Annotated in this window: 14 protein-coding genes and 2 pseudogenes; 5 read left to right on the plus strand and 11 right to left on the minus strand. The window is 70.7% G+C overall.

Annotation, left to right across the window (positions count from 1 at the left end; translation table 11 throughout):
* The first annotated feature begins 24 nt into the window (after positions 1–24).
* A complete protein-coding gene (locus tag ACWDZ4_RS23090; RefSeq protein ID WP_344495277.1) occupies positions 25–360 on the plus strand; it encodes a histone-like nucleoid-structuring protein Lsr2 in 336 nt (111 codons plus the stop codon).
* Here the strand turns inward: ACWDZ4_RS23090 and ACWDZ4_RS23095 are convergent.
* Entirely contained in the window at positions 339–959 is a 621-nt protein-coding gene (locus ACWDZ4_RS23095; protein WP_451510288.1) for an SCO3374 family protein, read from the minus strand. The two genes, ACWDZ4_RS23090 and ACWDZ4_RS23095, sit on opposite strands and share 22 nt — an antisense overlap.
* 449 nt (positions 960–1,408) lie before the next feature.
* Between ACWDZ4_RS23095 and ACWDZ4_RS23100 the strand changes: the two genes are divergently transcribed.
* A complete protein-coding gene (locus tag ACWDZ4_RS23100) occupies positions 1,409–3,937 on the plus strand; it encodes an ATP-dependent Clp protease ATP-binding subunit (protein ID WP_451510289.1) in 2,529 nt (842 codons plus the stop codon).
* A gap of 256 nt (positions 3,938–4,193) precedes the next feature.
* Here the strand turns inward: ACWDZ4_RS23100 and dacB are convergent, their stop codons facing one another.
* From dacB to ACWDZ4_RS23115, 3 genes are all read right to left on the minus strand, one after another.
* Positions 4,194–5,804 carry a D-alanyl-D-alanine carboxypeptidase/D-alanyl-D-alanine endopeptidase gene (gene dacB / locus ACWDZ4_RS23105; protein ID WP_451510316.1) on the minus strand — a complete coding sequence of 537 codons (1,611 nt, stop codon included), beginning with the start codon at positions 5,802–5,804 and terminating at the stop codon, positions 4,194–4,196.
* Between the two features lie 139 nt (positions 5,805–5,943).
* Entirely contained in the window at positions 5,944–6,123 is a 180-nt protein-coding gene (locus ACWDZ4_RS23110; RefSeq protein ID WP_451510290.1) for a DUF397 domain-containing protein, read from the minus strand.
* 11 nt (positions 6,124–6,134) lie between these two features.
* Positions 6,135–7,025 carry a helix-turn-helix domain-containing protein gene (locus tag ACWDZ4_RS23115; RefSeq protein WP_451510291.1) on the minus strand — a complete coding sequence of 297 codons (891 nt, stop codon included), beginning with the start codon at positions 7,023–7,025 and terminating at the stop codon, positions 6,135–6,137.
* 271 nt (positions 7,026–7,296) lie between these two features.
* On the opposite strand from ACWDZ4_RS23115, the gene ACWDZ4_RS23120 reads away from it, so the two are divergent.
* Positions 7,297–7,692: an ATP-binding protein gene (locus ACWDZ4_RS23120; RefSeq protein ID WP_451510292.1), complete on the plus strand. Its 396-nt coding sequence runs from the start codon at positions 7,297–7,299 to the stop codon at positions 7,690–7,692.
* On the opposite strand, the gene ACWDZ4_RS23125 is transcribed toward ACWDZ4_RS23120, so the two are convergent.
* On the minus strand, positions 7,674–10,952 hold the full coding sequence (locus ACWDZ4_RS23125; protein WP_451510293.1) for an NACHT domain-containing protein: 3,279 nt from the start codon (positions 10,950–10,952) through the stop codon (positions 7,674–7,676). The genes ACWDZ4_RS23120 and ACWDZ4_RS23125 overlap by 19 nt on opposite strands.
* A 425-nt stretch (positions 10,953–11,377) precedes the next feature.
* Here ACWDZ4_RS23125 and ACWDZ4_RS23130 point away from each other — a divergent pair, with 425 nt between their 5' ends.
* Positions 11,378–12,100, plus strand: coding sequence for a M23 family metallopeptidase (locus tag ACWDZ4_RS23130; protein WP_451510294.1), 723 nt, complete (start codon positions 11,378–11,380; stop codon positions 12,098–12,100).
* Between the two features lie 27 nt (positions 12,101–12,127).
* Here ACWDZ4_RS23130 and ACWDZ4_RS23135 read toward each other — a convergent pair.
* Positions 12,128–12,220 (minus strand): annotated as a pseudogene (locus ACWDZ4_RS23135) (TetR family transcriptional regulator); the annotation flags it as partial.
* Here ACWDZ4_RS23135 and ACWDZ4_RS23140 point away from each other — a divergent pair.
* Positions 12,220–12,459 (plus strand): annotated as a pseudogene (locus ACWDZ4_RS23140) (MFS transporter); the annotation flags it as partial. The pseudogenes ACWDZ4_RS23135 and ACWDZ4_RS23140 overlap by 1 nt on opposite strands.
* A 28-nt stretch (positions 12,460–12,487) precedes the next feature.
* On the opposite strand, the gene cseC reads toward ACWDZ4_RS23140, so the two are convergent.
* From cseC to ACWDZ4_RS23165, 5 genes are all read right to left on the minus strand, one after another.
* Positions 12,488–13,837, minus strand: a complete 1,350-nt coding sequence (gene cseC / locus ACWDZ4_RS23145; protein ID WP_451510317.1) for a two-component system sensor histidine kinase CseC — start codon at positions 13,835–13,837, stop codon at positions 12,488–12,490.
* Positions 13,838–13,863: 26 nt separating this feature from the next.
* Complete coding sequence (cseB, locus tag ACWDZ4_RS23150) at positions 13,864–14,568, minus strand: two-component system response regulator CseB (RefSeq protein ID WP_451510295.1); 705 nt, start codon at positions 14,566–14,568, stop codon at positions 13,864–13,866.
* A 37-nt stretch (positions 14,569–14,605) separates the two neighbouring features.
* The gene (locus tag ACWDZ4_RS23155; RefSeq protein WP_451510296.1) at positions 14,606–15,277 is read right to left on the minus strand and encodes a hypothetical protein; all 672 of its coding nucleotides are present in this window, start codon (positions 15,275–15,277) and stop codon (positions 14,606–14,608) included.
* A complete protein-coding gene (locus ACWDZ4_RS23160) occupies positions 15,265–15,822 on the minus strand; it encodes a SigE family RNA polymerase sigma factor (protein WP_450261988.1) in 558 nt (185 codons plus the stop codon). The genes ACWDZ4_RS23155 and ACWDZ4_RS23160 overlap by 13 nt, the downstream gene beginning before the upstream one ends.
* A 155-nt stretch (positions 15,823–15,977) precedes the next feature.
* Positions 15,978–16,889 (minus strand): A/G-specific adenine glycosylase, encoded by a 912-nt coding sequence (locus ACWDZ4_RS23165; RefSeq protein ID WP_451510297.1) that lies wholly within the window; start codon positions 16,887–16,889, stop codon positions 15,978–15,980.
* Positions 16,890–17,286 lie beyond the last annotated feature (397 nt).

The following is a 17,286-nucleotide window of genomic DNA, read 5'->3' on the forward strand; positions in this document are numbered from 1 at the left end:
GCATTTTCGATGAAAGGAAATCCGGTGGCACAGAAGGTTCAGGTCCTTCTTGTCGATGACCTCGACGGCGTCGAGGCGGACGAGACCGTGACGTTCGCTCTGGACGGCAAGACCTACGAGATCGACCTCACCACCGCGAACGCGGACAAGCTCCGTAGCTTGCTCGACCCGTACACCAAGAGCGGCCGACGCACCGGTGGCCGTGCGGCTTCGGGGCGCGGCAAGACGCGCGCAGCCGCGGGCGGCAACCAGAACACCGCCGAGATCCGTAAGTGGGCCAAGGCCAACGGTTACAACGTGAATGACCGCGGCCGTGTCCCGGCCGACATCCGCGAGGCCTACGAGAAGGCCAACGGCTGAGCATTCGCGTGAGCGGAATTCGCACGCAACAACCGGGCCCGGTGGCATTCCGTCGCCGCCGTGCTCACGAGCCGTACGAGATCGGGTGTTTCCCCACGGCACCCGAGTCCGGCCAAGGCCGGCAGCGTCGGTTCCACCTCGTGCCGCGGCTCGGGGGGCCGCAGCCAGACGGCGGCCCCCTGCGACCCGTCCCCCGGTGATCCGCCGCCCTGCCGGCCGGCCCACCCCGGCGGCGGGGGCGCGGTCAGCTGCCCGCCCGCGCCGATCGCGCGCAGTTCCAGGGCGACGCCGCCCCATTCCAGCCAGTCGAGCAGCCCGGGCAGTTCGTCGGCGCTCCCCGCGGCCACCAGCAGCCGCATCCGCCGCCCCCTGAGCGCGACGGGACCCGTGAGCCCCGCGTGGCGCCGCAGTACGGCGAAACCCGCGTCCGCGGGCAGTTCCAGTACGTCGAAGCGGAGCCCCGTCAGCAGCCGGACCGGCAGGCCCTCCGCGGTGGCCGGTGCGGTGGCCCAGCCGAGTTCGTGCTCGTACCACTGTGCGATGCCGCCTTCGGGCGGCAGGGGCAGCGGTGTGCGCGGCAGCGGAACCCTGGACGTCATGTCCGGACCAACTGCCGAAGCGCCCCGGAGTTACGCTGCGTACCGGTCCGGATGCGGTGCGTCGGGGCCGTGGGGGCGTACGGAGGCATTCGGCGGCGCAAAGATGTTCGCCCATAGCTGAGGGAACCGGCGCGCGCCGCATGGAGTGTCCGTGCTTGCGGGTAAGACATCCCTAGTGGGAAGGGGCGACACGCTGGCCGGAGCGTCTCACGTTCGCCATCGGCGTAGTGGAGGAACGGGTATCTGCTTGGCCTGCGGGAACATCGTCTCGCACCATCGGGTTGAGCAGGTGTCGGCTGTTCGGCAGCTCGATTCCCCGCGGAAGCGGGGGTGATCCGGACGGATGTCGGCAGTTGGAATGAGCTGTCCCGTCCTGCGGGACTAGCATGCGGAAGGACTGGGAGGGGACCGACCCCTCACTGACCGACCGCTCTGAGGAGCGATTAACGATGTTCGAGAGGTTCACCGACCGCGCGCGGCGGGTTGTCGTCCTGGCTCAGGAAGAAGCCCGGATGCTCAACCACAACTACATCGGCACCGAGCACATCCTCCTGGGCCTTATCCACGAGGGTGAGGGTGTCGCCGCTAAGGCCCTGGAGAGCCTCGGGATTTCGCTCGAGGCGGTCCGCCAGCAGGTGGAGGAGATCATCGGTCAGGGCCAGCAGGCTCCGTCCGGTCACATCCCCTTCACCCCCCGTGCCAAGAAGGTCCTGGAGCTGTCGCTCCGCGAGGCCCTCCAGCTCGGCCACAACTACATCGGTACGGAGCACATCCTGCTCGGCCTGATCCGCGAGGGCGAGGGCGTCGCCGCCCAGGTCCTCGTGAAGCTGGGTGCCGATCTGAACCGGGTGCGGCAGCAGGTCATCCAGCTGCTCTCCGGCTACCAGGGCAAGGAGACCGCCGCTGCCGGCGGTCCGGCCGAGGGCACGCCCTCGACCTCCCTCGTCCTGGACCAGTTCGGCCGCAACCTGACGCAGGCCGCCCGCGAATCCAAGCTCGACCCGGTCATCGGGCGCGAGAAGGAGATCGAGCGGGTCATGCAGGTGCTGTCCCGCCGTACCAAGAACAACCCGGTCCTCATCGGCGAGCCCGGCGTCGGAAAGACGGCGGTCGTCGAGGGCCTGGCGCAGGCGATCGTCAAGGGCGAGGTGCCCGAGACCCTCAAGGACAAGCACCTCTACACCCTCGACCTCGGCGCGCTCGTCGCCGGTTCCCGCTACCGCGGTGACTTCGAGGAGCGCCTGAAGAAGGTCCTGAAGGAGATCCGCACCCGCGGCGACATCATCCTGTTCATCGACGAGCTCCACACCCTGGTGGGTGCGGGCGCCGCCGAGGGCGCGATCGACGCGGCTTCGATCCTGAAGCCGATGCTCGCCCGTGGTGAGCTCCAGACCATCGGCGCCACGACGCTCGACGAGTACCGCAAGCACCTCGAGAAGGACGCCGCGCTGGAGCGCCGCTTCCAGCCGATCCAGGTGGCGGAGCCTTCCCTCCCCCACACGATCGAGATCCTCAAGGGCCTGCGCGACCGCTACGAGGCGCACCACCGCGTGTCCATCACGGACTCGGCGCTGGTCGCGGCGGCCACCCTGGCCGACCGCTACATCTCGGACCGCTTCCTGCCGGACAAGGCGATCGACCTGATCGACGAGGCCGGCTCCCGGATGCGCATCCGCCGGATGACCGCACCGCCGGACCTCCGTGAGTTCGACGAGAAGATCGCCGGTGTCCGCAGGGACAAGGAGTCCGCGATCGACTCGCAGGACTTCGAGAAGGCGGCCTCTCTTCGCGACAAGGAGAAGCAGCTCCTCGCGGGCAAGGCCAAGCGCGAGAAGGAGTGGAAGGCCGGCGACATGGACGTCGTCGCCGAGGTGGACGAGGAACTGATCGCCGAGGTCCTGGCCACGGCCACGGGCATCCCGGTCTTCAAGCTCACCGAGGAGGAGTCCTCCCGCCTGCTGCGCATGGAGGACGAGCTCCACAAGCGCGTCATCGGCCAGAAGGACGCCATCAAGGCCCTCTCGCAGGCGATCCGCCGTACGCGAGCCGGTCTGAAGGACCCGAAGCGCCCCGGTGGCTCGTTCATCTTCGCCGGCCCGTCCGGTGTCGGTAAGACCGAGCTTTCCAAGACGCTCGCCGAATTCCTCTTCGGCGACGAGGACGCGCTGATCTCCCTCGACATGTCGGAGTTCAGCGAGAAGCACACGGTTTCCCGCCTCTTCGGTTCTCCCCCCGGTTACGTGGGATACGAAGAGGGCGGGCAGCTCACCGAGAAGGTGCGCCGCAAGCCGTTCTCCGTCGTTCTCTTCGACGAGGTCGAGAAGGCCCACCCCGATATCTTCAATTCCCTGCTCCAGATTCTGGAAGACGGTCGCCTGACCGACTCCCAGGGCCGGGTCGTGGACTTCAAGAACACGGTCATCATCATGACGACCAACCTCGGGACCCGGGACATCTCCAAGGGCTTCAACCTGGGCTTCGCCGCCCAGGGCGACGTCAAGACCGGTTACGAGCGGATGAAGAACAAGGTCAACGAAGAGCTCAAGCAGCACTTCCGCCCCGAGTTCCTCAACCGTGTCGACGACACGGTCGTCTTCCACCAGCTCACCGAGGAAGACATCATCCAGATCGTCGACCTCATGCTCGCCAAGGTGGACGAGCGCCTGAAGGACCGCGACATGGGCATCGAGCTCAGCTCGGAAGCCAAGTCGCTGCTCGCGAAGAAGGGTTACGACCCGGTCATGGGCGCCCGGCCGCTGCGCCGGACGATCCAGCGGGAGATCGAGGACGTCCTGTCCGAGAAGATCCTCTTCGGCGAGCTGCGTCCCGGCCACATCGTGGTCGTCGACGTCGAGGGCGAGGGCGAGGCGAAGAAGTTCACCTTCCGCGGCGAGGAGAAGTCGGCTCTGCCCGACGTCCCCCCGATCGAGCAGGCGACGGGCGGCAGCAGCGGCCCGAACATGTCGAAGGACGCGTAACGGCGCCCTGACAGCCTGAAGGGGCGGCCCCGGAACCTCTGTGGTTCCGGGGCCGCCCCTTTACTCGTGCCCGCTGCCGCTGGAACCGCCGTCGATGGCGCCCCGGACGACACGGGCGAGGTCTTCCTCGCCGGGCGGGAACGAGGGATGTGCTGTCGGTGCTCCTGCCCATGGCCCAGACGCTCGCGCATCCATGCGGTGTGCGTACGTGAATTGCCGGTGACTCCGCCGGACCAGTGAGTGGGCTGCTGCCGCCTCAGCAGGGAGCCGGCTTGCGCCAGGAGCACTCGAGGGCGGCGTCGGTGGCGGAGGCGGCGGCTCGGGAGGCGGGCGGGCGTACCAGGGTGGTGGTGGTCCTGGTCGAGGAGGCGAGGGTGGTCACGATCGCGTCCTCGACGCTCTTGACCGAGGAGGCCAGGTAGTTGTTGAGGACGATGCTGTAGACCAGCTCGCGGCCGCCCGCGTCCGTGACGTACCCGGAGAGGGCGGAGGCGCCGGTCAGGGAGCCGGTCTTGGCCCGTGCGTTCAGGGCGGCCGGGGTCTTGCACATGCGGGAGCGGAGGGTGCCGCCGACGGCGCGGTCCGGGGCGCAGGCGACGGGGAGGGACGCGTACCAGTCGGCGTACCAGGGCGCGGTGCGTACGGCGAGGAGGAGCTTGGCGAACTGGGCGGCCGGGATGTTGTTCATCCGGGAGAGGCCGGAGCCGTCGACCTGGCGGAGGGTGGCCGTGTCCACGCCCTCTGTGGCGAGGTGCGCGGAGACGGCGGCGAGACCGGCGCTCCAGGTGCCCTTGCCCGCCGTCTCGTGGCCGATGGTCTTGGTCAGGGCCTCGGCGTGCATGTTGTTCGACAGCTTCATGAAGGGGTGCATCAGCTCCTTGAGGGGCATGGACGTGTGGGTGGCGAGGGGCTTGGCGTCCTTGGGGGTGGGGCGGCCGAGGCGGGTGGGGCCTGTGACGCGTACGCCGTGGGCGGTCAGCGCGTCGGCGAAGACGGCGGCGGCGTAGCCGGTCGGCTCCCACACGGTGACCCACTCCTTGGCGGGGTTCGCGCCGACGGGGATGTCGCCGGTGACGCTGATGGTGTTCGAGCCGTGTCGGCGTTCGACGGTGAGGGTGTCCGGCTGACCGGCGGGGACGGTCTTGGCGGCGCGGGCGTCGATGTCCACGTAGTCGGTGGGCGGAGTGAGGGTGAGACGGGGAGCGGCGCCCGGCTCGGCGCCCGGGGCGGCCTCGACAATGACCGTGCCGGAGTCGTAGTCGGTGTCCGGGGCGACGGTGAGCGCCGAGATCTGGGCGGAGTAGTACGACGACTCGTCGTCGGCGGCCCAGGAGCGGCCGAGGCGCTGGGTGTCGAAGCGGGTGTCGTCGGCGATCAGGCGTCCGGTGATCCGCTGGACGCCGGATTCGGCGACCCGGGCGGCGAGTTCGTCGTAGTCCTCGGCGAGGGTGGTGGGGTCGCCGGTGCCGCGCAGGTAGAGGTCGCCGCGGAGTACGGAGCCGTGGCGGCTGCCGGTGGAGAGGACGTCCGTGCGGTAGCGGTAGTCGGGGCCGAGGAGGGCCATGGCCGCGACGGAGGTGGGCAGTTTGGTGTTGGAGGCGGGCATGAGGCGGTCGGCGCCGTCGCGCTGGTAGAGCGTCTCGCCGGTGGTGGCGTCGGCGACCACGACGCTCGCGGCGCCGCCGTCGAGGCGGGCGTCGGTGAGGATCGTGTCGATGGCGCCCTTGAGACCGGTGTCGGAGGGGCCGGCTCCGGCGGGCGAGCTCCAGGTGAGCGTGCAGGCGAGGCCGACGGCCACGGGCCAGACCCAGGGGCGGGTGCGGCGGGTGCGGGTGGGGGTGGGGTGCGTAGGGAGCGTGCGGCGCATGGCGCGGATCACGGGTCTACTCATGGCACAGCAGCATCCCGGACGGGGGCGGCCCCGGGAAGGACGCCCGGCCGCCGGGTCCTGGCTGGTGCCCTCATCGGCCCAGGGCGTGTGTGCAACGGGCTGTTGCACGCATGGGTTACGACCCGGCCCGAGCCGCGCGTATAAGGGCCGCGAGAGCGCTCGGGGTGGTGGTGAGCGTGACGTCGGGGGTGTCGCTCTCCTGGAGGCGGACGGTTCCGTCGGGGGCGGTGGCGACGTAGACGCAGTTGGCCTGGTCACCGCTGAACGTGGATTTCTGCCAGTCGAGGTGGATCATGAACGGGCTTCCTAGAGGGTGTAGAGGATGTGCTGGATCAAGCCGAGGGAGTCTCTGGATGCCTGCTTCACCGGCAGCACGCTGGCGTCGACCGGTGGCAGCGCGGCAGCGCTGAGCCGGTCGAACTGCCTTCGGTACTTCGTGACCGTTTCCTGGCCGTGCAGAAACATCGAATCAGCCGGGTGTTCCACGAGCACAGTCTCCAGCGCGCCACCGTGCGAGCCGATGTAACAGAACGGCGTCGTGAGCGCCGACACGGCATCGGCCGTGAACGGGAAGATCTGGATGGTCACATGGGGCAGCTCGGCCATTTCCACGAGACGCAGGAGCTGTCGGCGCATCACGTCGGCGCCGCCGAAGCGCATGTGCAGCGCTGCCTCGTGAATCACCGCGTGGACGGTCGGTGGGACGTCGTCGCCCGCAAGGATGCTCTGGCGCTGTTTGCGGAAGTGGACCGCCGATTCGATGCCCTCGGGCGTGGTGACCACATCGCTGGCGCGGAAGATGGACCGGGTGTACTCCTCCAGCTGGAAGAGGCCGGGCAGGAAGAGCGACTCGTACGAGCGGAGACTCGTGGCCTTTGATTCCAGCTCGGCCAAGTCAAGGGCAGAGGACGGCAGCCGGCCCTTGTAGCCGCTCCACCAGCCTTTGCTGGGGGACTCCGCCAGGTCCACCAGGGCGTCGACATAGGTAGAACTAGTGACCCCGTACGAGGTGCAGAGCGCGCGGATTCGCTCTGAGGAGATGGCGGTGTTCCCGCCTTCGACATGGGTGAGGTGTACGCGGCCCATGCCGATGAGAGCACCACCCTCGTTCACGGTGAACTTGGCTTCTTCGCGCAACTTTTTCAGTTCTGCGCCGAGTCGACGTTGTCGTTCAGTGGTCGTGGTTCGCAGCGCCAATGCGGACTCTCCTCGGGAGTGTGGGGCTCAGTTTGCCCGTGGCGGAGGGGGCGGTCCACCGATCTCGACAGTCAGGTTGAACATGTGGCCCGCGAGTCGCTACCTTCTGTGTGGCGACGCTCACACAGAGATGTTGGAAGCTCGCTGTCGACGCAGCACAGCCATGCCTGGCCGCAGAAGTGCACCGTGTGATCCACGCGGTAGGCCACTGCGGCCGGTCGGGCGTAATCCATCAGTCGAAGCAGCGAACCCAACGCCTTGGAGGCGTCCCATGGGCGTACCTGAGCATGAACTCCCGCACTCCTACACGCTATTCGCCCCTGGCAGTGCCAGCTCGCCCAAGATCTGCCGCGACTTCGTGCGGAGCGCGCTGGAGACCCTGGGGCTGGGCGAGCTGGCCGATACGGCCGCCCTGTGCACCTCGGAGCTGGTGACGAACGTGCACCAGCACGCGGAGGGCGACGTGCACCTCCGAGCCGCCGTTGAGGCGACTCATGTGCGGGTCGCCGTCTACGACGAGAGTCGCACGTTGCCCACGCCGCGACGGGCGGAGGGCGGTGACATGGACGGGCGCGGGCTGTTTCTGGTGGCCGCGCTTTCGGATGTGTGCGGGGTGATGCCCACAGAGCGGGGCAAGGGCGTGTGGTTTCAGCTCGACCGGCCGTGAATTCCGAACACATGGGTGTTCTCGGGGAGGAGGTCGAGGCCGTGCACGGTGTAGGTGCCAGGGGGGAGGCGGAGGACGTCGAGTTCGGACAATGACGCCAGGGGCGCGACGTCGAAAACCCCCCGATGGGGGCAGTTGAGCACCAGTTCCACGAGGTGGGGGAAGAGCTCCGGCACTCTGTCGAGCGAGGGCGCCGGAGTCTCGCCGTGGAGCCACAAGTCCGTGACGGACGGAAGGGCCAGGGAACGGGGGGCTCGGGCAAGGAAGTCCCCGGTCGCCGAGAGGCTGGACAGTCCGGGCAGCCGGCTGATCTCCACCCACTCTTCCGGGTCCTGCGGTGCGCTCTGGACGCCCAGCCCGAGGGATCGCAAGGTCTCGCCGTATTTCTGGAGTCCCCGAAGACCACCGACCGGACCGGTCGCACCTTGCAGGTCGAGGGAATCCATGGGCGCCAGTGAGGGGAGATCGCTCATGGACCAGCGGATGTCGTCGCCTCGGAGCGTGAGGGTACGCAGGCTTTCCAGGGACGACAGCGAGCTGAAGACGGTGTCGCCGATCCGGTCGAGGGCGAGCGTCCGGAGGGGCAGCCCTTCGAGCCCGGTGAGATCCGTCAGCCGGGGGCACTCGGAGATGAACAGGCCCGAGAGTCCGGTCTGGCCCCGGAGGAACGACACGTCCCGCAGGGACGGATTCTCGCGGATGCGGGCATGGGTGAGCGGCGCCTCGGCCGTGTACGTCCGCAGGGCGGGTTCGGAGAGGTCGCCTCTCGCATCGAGCATCGGCCGGGTGCCGATCGCACGCAGGGCTGCGAGGTGTTCGTCCGTCGTGGCGGTGAAGTACACGCCGGTGGGATCGATGCGGGCGACGACCTCTTCGGCGTACGCACGTGTGTCGAAGCGCGCCCAGGACCAGGTGAGCTGAGCGCGAACGTACTTGTTCGTGTGCTCGGCGAACCGGGCCAGGTACGGGATCGCGCGGTCCGATGCCACATGGGACGCGGCGATGACCACGTGCTTGGCGGATGCGGTGTCCAGCTCCTCCGGGCCGGGCAGCAGGTCCAGGATCACGGGCCCGGCGGCTCCCAGCTCGCGGGCTGTCCGGCTGTTTGCCGGCGGGATCAGGTCCGCCGCGCGGCGCTCGACCTCCTGGCGTACGGCGGGGGAGAGCTCGGCGGCGTCTTCGAGGCAGGCAGCTGCGAGGAGTTGGACCCGGGTGCGTAACGCCGACTCCGCGTGCTGGTCGCCGTACGCGAGCAGGTCGGTGAAGAACTCCGCGCGCTCGCGCGGGCGCGCGTGGGCGATCGCCATGCGGATGACGTCCTCCCACTGGTCGTCCGCCGCGTGGCCGGCCAGGACCCCGAAGTCGCCCTCGTCGACGGCGGCCCGTGCGCCGAGGAAGTCCTGGAAGGTGCGGTGGATGAAGTCGACCGTTCCCGGGCTCGGTCGGCGGAGCAGACCGCTGCGGTGCAGGAAGTGGTCGAAGACCGCCTTCGCGTCGCCCAGTGCCGCCACCTCCGGGACGGCGGGCAGGGTGTCGGCGATGATGCTTTCCGCTCGCGTACGGTCCATTTCCGTGCGGCCGTTGCGGATCAGCCAGTACGCGAGGCGCTGGAGGAGCTGGATCTGCGGTTCTTCACGCAGTTCGGGTACGGCCATGTCGCGCTCGCGGTCGCGGCGTACCAGCAGCATCGAGAGGGCCGCCGTGTAGAGGTCCTTGCGGCCGAGGGGGAGGAAGCCGCGGCGGTCCCGGTGCAGGGCGCAGATCAGGCCGCACATGAGGGGGTTGGTGGCCAAGCGGCCCAGATCCGGTTTGGCGCGTACCGCGGCCAGGAGCTGGCGCTCGTACTCGGCCAGGGCTGTGTTCTCGGCGTTCTCGGCGTTCTCGGCGTTCTCGTCCTCCGGGCCGGTACGGGCCGCCGCGTGCCAGCGCTTGATGAACGCCGCCACGTCGGCCGGGCTCATCGAGGAGAGCGTCAGTTCGGTGAAACCCTCGTCCGCCAGCCAGTCCTCCCGTACGGCCGAGGGGCGGGAGGTCACCAGCCAGCGGTTCCCCGGGTAAGTGTCGATCAGGTCGCTCAGCCAGGCGCGGGTACGGGAGCGCTCGGCTTCCGGGATCTCGTCGATGCCGTCGACCAGGACGAGGGCGCGGCCCGTCGTCAGTACGCGGGACTCCCAGCCGGTGGGCTGTTCGCCGGCGAGCGAGAAGCCTACGGCGGCCAGGAAGTCCTTGGGGACGGGGAGGCGCTCGCCGTGGCGGGTGAGGGTGCGCAGGGGGAGCACGAAGGGGATCCGGTCGTGGAGGTACGCCATCCGGTCGGCGCTGTCCCGGCGGGCGGCGGAGACCGCGAGCCACTGGATGAGCGTGGTCTTGCCGGAGCCCGCCTCGCCGCGCAGCAGGACGCGCTCGTGGGCGGCGAGGGCCTGGTCGGCGGGGCGCGACTCGAAGGCGGCCCGGTGGGCCGGCCCGGCCGGGGGCCCGGCGGCCCATTCCTCGGGGAAGCTTTCCCGCGCCGGGCGCGCCGGGCCGGGCGCGCCCCCGGTGTCCGCCGTCGCCGCCTCCAGGCTCAGATACGCCGCGTCCAGCGGCCACTTCCCCGGTGAGTCGCGCAGGTCGATGCCGAAGATCGTCAGCTTGCTGTGCTTCTTCGCCATGCGCGCCAGGTAGCGCCGCTCGAAGGCCACGTCCTCGGCCCCCGGCAGCGGGTTGCGGGTGATGAGGGCGTCGACCTTGGCGATCAGTTCGCCCTGGCGGCGGCTCTGCGCGACGAGGGTCGCCGCGACGAAGGTCGAGCGCTGGGTGAAGAAGTGGACGATGTGCAGGCAGGTGGCGGTCAGGAGGCGCTCGTAGAAGTACGCCGCGTCGGCCGACAGGTGGCGCTCGGGGCTGTCGCTCGCGCGGCGCAGTTCCGCGGCCAGGGCGGTGGGGCCCAGGCCGACGGCCTCGACGTCGGTGAGGGTGAGGTCTCCCAGGGCGTACAGCGTCGTGGTCAGGGCGTCCACGACCGCCCGGTCCTCGCCCGCGGGCAGCGGGCGCTCGCCCGGCCGGGCCGTGCGCAGCGCCTGCTTGACCAGCTCGGCGGACAGTTTGCGCAGGTCGGAGTGGGCGAGGGTGCGTTTCTCGCCTCTGAAGGAGACGTAACCGGCCAGACGGACCGGTCGGTCGACCAGGCCGGCGCCCGGGGCCTGCGCCACGAAGAGCTTCTTCACCAGTGGCCCGGCGACGCTCGATGCGAGACGGGTGCCGATGACTGCGGGATCCACGCGCGGTCCCTCCCCCGAGGCTGGTGCTGTGCGCTGTTGGATCAGCGTATCGGGGGGCCTGGCGGTGACAAGGCGCACAGCGGTTTCGGGGTCTACGAGGCGCGGTAGTGGGCCCGTCGCGCGTCGGGCGGGGGACTTTCGGGTGGTGGGTGGCGGGACCTTCGGGCCATGGGGGAGGAGGGGGCGGGAGCCTGGGGCGGCGGCCGGTTTGCACCGGTCTGGCGTGGGTTTAAACCGCCCTAAGAAGGTTTATTTCCATGCTTCGAAGGGGTGCTGGGGATACCGTCAAGAGTCGAATAGTTGATAGCGGTAATACGGCCATTGGTAGTAGATAGGCCGTTTTGGGTGTGCCGGGGGCGCGGGTTACCAATGTGAAGCCAGCCCGGCGGACTGCCGGGTTCACTCACCCCGGAGGTCCCTCCCGTATGCCGAAGTTCGACATGTTCTCCCGAGCCCGCTCCTCGTCCGTCCGCACCCGTCGCAACGCCGTCGTGGCCGCCGGGCTCGGCGCGTCGATGGTGCTCGGCACGGCGGGCGTGGCGTTCGCCGTCGAGGGGACCGCCGCCACTGCCGTCGAGAAGCAGGCCGAGATCCAGGCCAAGGCGGCAGCCAGTGCGAAGAAGGCCGCCGCCGACGCGAAGAAGGCGGCTGCCGACGCCAAGAAGGCGGCGGCTGTCAAGAAGGCCGCCAAGGCGGCGGCCGCGCAGAAGGCGGCGGCCAAGAAGGCGTCGTCCTGGATGAAGCCCGTCCAGCACTACTCGCTCAGCGCGACGTACGGCAAGGGCGGCAGCATGTGGGCCAGCAAGCACTCCGGGCAGGACTTCGCGGTGCCCGTCGGCACCCCGGTCGACGCCGTGCACGGCGGCACCGTCGTGAAGGCGGGCCCGAACGGTGCCGGCGACGGGCCGGCGTACGGCAACGCGATCGTGGTCAGGCACGACAACAACACGTACTCGCAGTACGCGCACCTGTCGAAGATCAACGTGTACCCCGGCCAGCAGGTCAAGACGGGCCAGCGCATAGCCCTCTCCGGCAACACCGGAAACTCCAGCGGCCCGCACCTGCACTTCGAGATCCGTACGACGCCGAACTACGGCACGGCGATCAACCCCGTGACGTTCCTCCGCTCGGAGGGCCTCAGCGTGTGACCCCCGGAGCCTGGCCGTGTGCCTGGCTCACCAGCTCACCAGCTCGACGGCGACCTCGAGAGCGGCCTTGCGCTTCTCCTCGGGGTCGCCTTCGGCGTATCTGAGCAGGAACATCCCCGCTCGCCCCCGGTGTCGCCGCACTCGCCGGCTTCCTCTCCGTCGGGTCCAGGGCCGCCGAGCCGGTCATGCCGCTGCACATCTTCCGCAGCCGCAACTGCACGCTCATGTCGGTGATCGGCTCCCTGACGGGCCTCGTGCTGTCCGGGGCGGTGCTCTTCCTGCCGCTGTTCCAGCAGTCCGTCAGGGGTGCCCCGGCGGCCGACTCCGGTCTGCTGCTCCTCCCGATGCCGGTGTCGATGACGGGCAGCCCCGGGCCCGCCGGCCCCGTCAAGGGCGCGTCCCGGCGTCCGGGAGCTGTACGACGGGGAAGCTGCCGGTGGTGGTCGGCGCGTGCTCCGGCAGCCACAGGACCGCGATCGCCCCGCCGTCCCGGTGCGCGTTGCGGAAGGTGAGGCGTGCCCCGAGGACGCGCGCCTGGCCGGCCGCGATCGTCAGGCCCAGGCCGTGCCCGCGCCCCGCCCGGTCGCTGCTGCCCGTACGGAACCGGCTCGGCCCCTCCTTGAGCAGCGCCTCAGGGAATCCGGGCCCGTGGTCGCGGACCCGGACGACCCGGCCCTCGACCGTGACCTCGAAGGGGGCCCGGCCGTGCTTGGCGGCATTGCCGAGGAGGTTGACGAGGATGCGCTCCAGGCGGCGCGGATCGGTGTTCACCCACGACTCGTGCACCACCCGGAACACCGCGTCCGGATCGAAGAGCGCGACCCGGCGGCCGACGAACTCGCCGAGCGCGATCTCCTGGAGCTCCGCCCGCTCCGCCGCGCTGTCGAGCCGCGCCACCTCCAGCACGTCCTCGACGAGCGTGCGCATGGCCTGCGCCCGGTCCCGTACGAGCTCGGCCGGACGGCCGGGCGGCAGCAGCTCGGCCGCCGTGAGCAGGCCGGTGACCGGGGTGCGCAGTTCGTGGGCGATGTCCGCGGTGACGCGGCGTTCCGCCTCCAGCCGCTCCTGGAGGGCGTCGGTCATGGCGTCGACCGCGCGCGCGAGCTCGTCGGTCTCGTCGCGTACGACGCCGCCGATGGCGTCCCGCACGCGCACCTCCGTGTTTCCCTGCGCGACCTTGCCCGCGGCGGTGGCCGCCTTGCGCAGGCGGCGGGAGAGCTGGCCGCCGATCAGCACGCCGAGCGCGCAGCCGCCGAAGACGACCGAGACCGAACCGATGACCAGGGCGCGGTCGAGGTCGTCCATGACGGTGGCGCTGCGGTCGGTGAACCGGGTGTGCAGCGACAGGACGTCCCCGTTGGCGAGGGGTGCGGCGGCCCACACGTCGGGCACGCCGTCGTCGTGATCCGAGACGTAGGTGGCCCGGCGGCCGTTCGCCATGCTCGCCTGGAGCTCCTCGGGCAGGGCCGGATCGTTGATCTTGGTGCCGAACCGGGGCTCGCGCGAGGACTCGTACCACCGCTGGGCGAACTGCAGACGCTCGATCTGTACGTCGCGGGCGTTGTCGAGCATCGAGACGCGGGCGGCGTTGTGCACGACGAGGCTGAGCGCGACGGCGATGAGCGCGCCGACGGCGGCGATCGCGATGCTGATCTTCCAGCGGACGCCGGTGCGCAGGGCGGGGCGGGGGGTGGTGCGCGGGACGGCCGGGGCGCCGCCCCGCGCCCCGGCCCTCAGGCGCCGGACGGGATGGAGACGCCGGCTCACGGCTTCAACTTGTAGCCGAAGCCGCGGACCGTCTCGATGCGGTCCTGGCCGATCTTGGTACGCAGGCGCTGCACGTGGACGTCCACCACCCGGGTGTCCCCGCCCCACCCGTAGTCCCAGACCCGCCCCAGCAGCTTGTCGCGCGAGAGCACCGTGCCCGGCGCGGACGAGAACTCCAGCAGCAGCCGCATCTCCGTCGGCGTCAGCCCCACCGGCTCGCCGCTCCTGCGGACCTCCATGCCCTCGGTGTCGATCTCCAGCTCACCGAAGACGAGCAGCCCGCCGTCCGGCCCCGCCCCCTCGTCGGACGTACGGCCGGCCGGTCCGCCCGCGTGCCCGAAGCGGCGCAGCACCGCCCGGATCCGGGCCACGAGCACCGCCCCGTCGAAAGGCTTCGTCACGTAGTCGTCGGCCCCCGCCTCCAGGCCCAGTACGACGTCGATCGAGTCGGCCCGCGCCGACAGCATGATCACCGGCACCGTCGACTCGTCCCTGATGCGCCGGCACAGGCTCACGCCGTCCAGGCCGGGCACCATCACGTCGAGCAGCGCGATGTCCGGCCGGTCGCTGCGGAAGGCATCGAGGCCGGAGAGCCCGTCGGGCATGGCGGTGACGGTGAAGCCGTCGCGCTCCAGAGCGAGCTGTGTCGCCTCGCGGATGACGTCGTCGTCCTCCACGAACAGGACATGGGTCTCGGCCATCGGCTGCTCTCTGCTCTCTGTGCTCTCGGTCGTTCGCTCAGTCGTCCGGCGGGCCGGACGGAGCAGCCCCGGTTCCGTCCACGTCGCCGTCCCCGCCGACCGCACGGCTGAAGTCGTTGTGCACGTGGTCGTGCACGGTGAACTTGCTCCCGGACCAGCGGTACGTGATCACTTCTTCGCCGGACGGGTACGCCATCGGGTCGTCCTTCCCGTAGACCGGCTTGGTCAGCACCAGGTCGCCGCGGTCGATCTCCGCGTAGACCGCCGGGCCCTCGGCCGCGAAGACGTTCTCGTACGCGCCCCCGTCCTCGCGGTACACGTACGTCCCGACGCCCACGGCGTCCCCGCACGTCATCACGTTCACCACGACGTCGTTGGCGGCCCCGCCGGTCAGTTTCCCGTACGACGTGTCGACCGGGTACTCGTCCTTGACGCACGGCTTCAGGTCCCGCTTCACCGTGGAGCTGACCTTCGGATCGCCCCGGAGCAGCGCCACCGCGTCGACCCGCCTGGCGGCGGACGGCGACGGCTCGTCCTCCGGGAGGGTGGCCCTGGCCACCGGGTCCGTACGCGCCGGACCCGCGTCCCGCGCGCCCGTCCCCCCGGCGTGGCACGACACCACGAGCAGACAGACGGCGGCGGCGCCGGCCACCGCCGTGCCGCCCGCCGCCAGTGAGGGCCTGCCGCCCCTGCCGCCTAGGCCGCGCAACGCTCCATCTCCCGTTCGTCGCCCTGCTCCGCACGCTCCAGGGCGTGCGCGTCCAGTTCGCGGCTCTCCAGCTCCTGCCGGAGCCGGGCCAGTGCCCGGTGCAGCGTGCTCTTGACCGTACCCGCCGACATGCCCAGGGCCGCGGCGGTCTCCTCCGTGCTCATCTGCTCCCAGTGTCGCAGCACGACCACACTGCGCTGCTTGGGCGCCAGTACACCGAGTATGTCCATCAGCAGGGCGCGGTCCGCACGCTGCTCGGTGCCGTCCTCGACGCTCGCGTCGGGCAGCTGCTCGGTCGGGACCTCTTCGAGCCGGCGGGCGCGCCACCACTCGGTCCGCGTGTTGATCATGACGCGGCGCAGGTAGGCGTCGGCCAGTGACTTGTCCGCTATGCCGTCCCAGCGGCCGTAGGTACGCGCCAGCGCGGTCTGGAGGAGGTCCTGGGCGTCCACCGGGTCGGGGACCAGACGCCTGGCGCTGCGCAGCAGGGCGTCCTGCCGAGTGCGTACGTACTCTTCGAATTCGAGCACCTCGCCGTGCGCCATTCAGAACCGCCTCCGTCCCACTGCCAACCCCGTGACCTGCTTGCTTACGGCGATGACGCTACGGAGGCGTTGTCACGGCACTGTCCGGGGCAGCCGTCGGCAAACGCACGGCTGCCCATCGGTTGTGTAACGGCGGGTGCGCGACGCAGAGGTCCTCAGGCGGCGGGGAGCCGGTAGCGGCCGTTCTCCAGGGGCTCCACGAGCCCGTCCGCGACCAGCCCGTCCAGCGCCCGCGCCCGCTGCACCGGCTCGTGCCACACCGCGTCGAGCGCGGCCTGCGGAACAGGCTCGTCCGCGTCCCTGAGGACGGCGAGGAGCTTGCCGCGCACCTGGCGGTCCGTACCCGCGTACGTCTGACCGCGCCGCGGCGGCCCGTCGTGCGCCGGCTTGCCCGCCAGCCGCCACGCGCACTGTCCGGAGACCGGGCAGGCCCCGCAGTCCGGGCTCTTCGCGGTGCACACGAGCGCACCGAGCTCCATCGAGGCGGCCGCCCACCGGGCCGCCCGCGCCTCCTCGTCGGGGAGGAGGGCGCGGGCGATCCTGCGCTCGGCGGCGGTGGTGGCGTTCGGCGGGTACTGGACGCCGGTGACCGTACGGGCGAAGACGCGGCGGACGTTCGTGTCGAGGACGGGGTGGCGCTGCCCGTACGCGAAGGAGGCGACGGCCGCGGCCGTGTACTCGCCGACCCCGGGCAGGGCGAGGAGCTGGGCGTGGTCGCTCGGTACGCCGCCGCCGTGCCGGTCCGTCATCGCGACGGCCGCGCCGTGCAGCCGCAGCGCGCGGCGCGGATAGCCGAGCCTGCCCCAGGCACGGACCGCTTCACCGGGGGCATCGGCGGCCAGGTCGACGGGGCGCGGCCAGCGCCGCATCCACTGCTCGTACACCGGCAGGACACGGCTGACCGGCGTCTGCTGGAGCATGAACTCGCTGACCATCACACCCCAGGCACCGGCTTCGGGACGGCGCCAGGGCAGGTCGCGGGCGTTCGCGTCGAACCACGCGATGACGGGGGTGTGGAGGGCGGTGGCGGCGGTCGCGTTCGTGGGGGTTTCACTTGTGGCAGTCATGGCACCACCGATCCTGACACGTTTCGGCGCGCGACCCCGGCACGCCAGGACCTGACGATCGGCAGGGGTGCGGACGGTGCGGCCGCTTGTAGCGTCGGCAGGATGCCGCCCTCCCGCCGCCGCACCCCTCGCCCCGCCGGTCCCGCGCGCCCCTCCCTGCGCTGCCTGCGCTCCCCTCCCTGCGCTCCCTGAGTTCTCTGCGGACCTTCCTCACCGACGCCCTGCTCTGGGCGTCGCTCGCCGTGCCCGCGCTCGCCGTCGACCGGATCGGCCTGAACGAGCCGCGCCCGGGGTGGCAGGAAGCCGCCGGCCTCGTGGTGCTGGCCGTGGCCGCGTCGGTCTGGCGGGCCCGGCCCGTGGCGGCGGCGGGCCTGGTCGCGGCGCTCGGCCTGGCCGC

The sequence above is a fragment of the Streptomyces sp. NPDC003016 genome (genome assembly GCF_053591455.1).